Here is a 1,576-nt window from a genome sequence, read left to right on the forward strand (position 1 = left end):
GGTTTTTTTGTGGCCGGGACAGGCTTCTTGAGTTTTTGAGCAGGCATGTGATGACCTCAAATTTGCAGAAACAGACAGGGCGGACGAACGCCTCAAACAACGGACGTCGTTTGGAGCGCAGAGAAATTAACTTCCCGTTGGCAAAATGTGGATGCGAACATTTGGTATGCAGTCCTTGCGGTTAGGTAGCCGGTTGTGAACTCTGTCAACGTTTGGCTGGGCCCGGAGGTGCTGCTGTCGCTCTTGCCGAAAATAGGGCGTGATTATAGCTCTGGATTTCAAATTTTCAAATTCAGGCGTTGTTGGCTCGATCAAGGTCTGCCGTGGGGGCTGATTCCAATTGGCGTCTGCGGGCCTGCAGTTCACGGTAGCGATGGAGTGCCGTTGGATCAGTTTTGGCTTCATCGATGGCCGCCGTTTCCAGTGCCTTGAGTCGTTCAACCAGCATGCGATTGAGCAGGTCACGCAACTCACTGGAACTGGCGTCGGCTTCGTCGTTATCGTTGATTTCGTGTCCGTTCATCAGTCGCACGGCAATTTCCTCGCACGCATGCCCGCGCAGGCCTTCGCGCAGGGCAACCCAGGGTTGTGCCCCGTGTTCATGTAACTGGACCTCAAGCCAGACAAACAAGGGTCCGTAAGGCTCTGGTAATTCGCACAGCATGGTGTGATCTTCAGCCGACAAGATTTCCAGGGCTGCCATGTCGCCCAGCAAAAGACGTGTCGCGTGATCGGCACGGCTGGTCGGCAAGGGGCGCCCCTTCAAGCGGGCGGGCGATGCGGTTCTTTCCGGGTAATGCTGTCCATAGACCGGAATGTCATTGCGGTAAGCGTTTCCGGTTTGATGCCGTTTTGATCTTTCGGGATGGTTCTCGGAGGGCTTGGGCAGCCACAAGTCGGTTAACTCTCGACTCGCCAATTGCACCAGATCGGAAATTTCCGTCAGTAACTGCCGTTTGAAGGCGCCATCGGGCAGCGGCATCCACAAAGGCTTGGCATTGCTTGCCAGGTGTGCGCGGCCTTCAGCGGTATTGAGATCGCAGCCTTCGCGCGCCGCGTCAATCATGAAGCGACTCAAAGGCACGGCTTCGCTGACGTAGCGCGCAAAGGCCTCTTTGCCGTATTCACGAATAAAGCTGTCGGGGTCGTGTTCGGTTGGCAGAAACAGGAACTTCACATTGCGCACATCATTGGCGAAGGCCAGAACACCGTCCAGGGCCTTGCGTGCTGCGCGCCGACCCGCGGCGTCGCCGTCAAAGCTGAACACCACCGAATCCGTGAAACGGAACAGCTTTTGTACATGATCGGCGGTACAGGCTGTTCCCAAGGTTGCGACTGCGTTGGGGAAGCCGAGCTGGGCCAGCGCCACGACATCCATGTAGCCCTCGGTCACCAACGCATAGCCGTGCTCGCGCAATGCGTTTCTGGCCTCAAACAGGCCGTACAACTCACGCCCTTTGCTGAAGACTGGTGTTTCGGGTGAATTGAGGTATTTGGGCTTTTCGTCGCCGAGCACCCGCCCGCCAAAACCAATGCATTCACCCTTGATGTTGCGGATCGGGAACATCACGCGGTC

1 protein-coding gene is annotated in these 1,576 nt (G+C 56.5%); it reads right to left on the reverse strand.

From position 1 onward, the window contains the following. Window positions 1-292: 292 nt before the first annotated feature. Window positions 293-1,576, reverse strand: a 1,284-nt coding sequence (locus WCG50_RS19335) for a toprim domain-containing protein (protein ID WP_336901220.1), incomplete at its 5' end; no start/stop codon positions are given.

The sequence above is a fragment of the Rhodoferax sp. genome (assembly GCF_037143375.1).
Lineage (GTDB): Bacteria > Pseudomonadota > Gammaproteobacteria > Burkholderiales > Burkholderiaceae_C > Rhodoferax.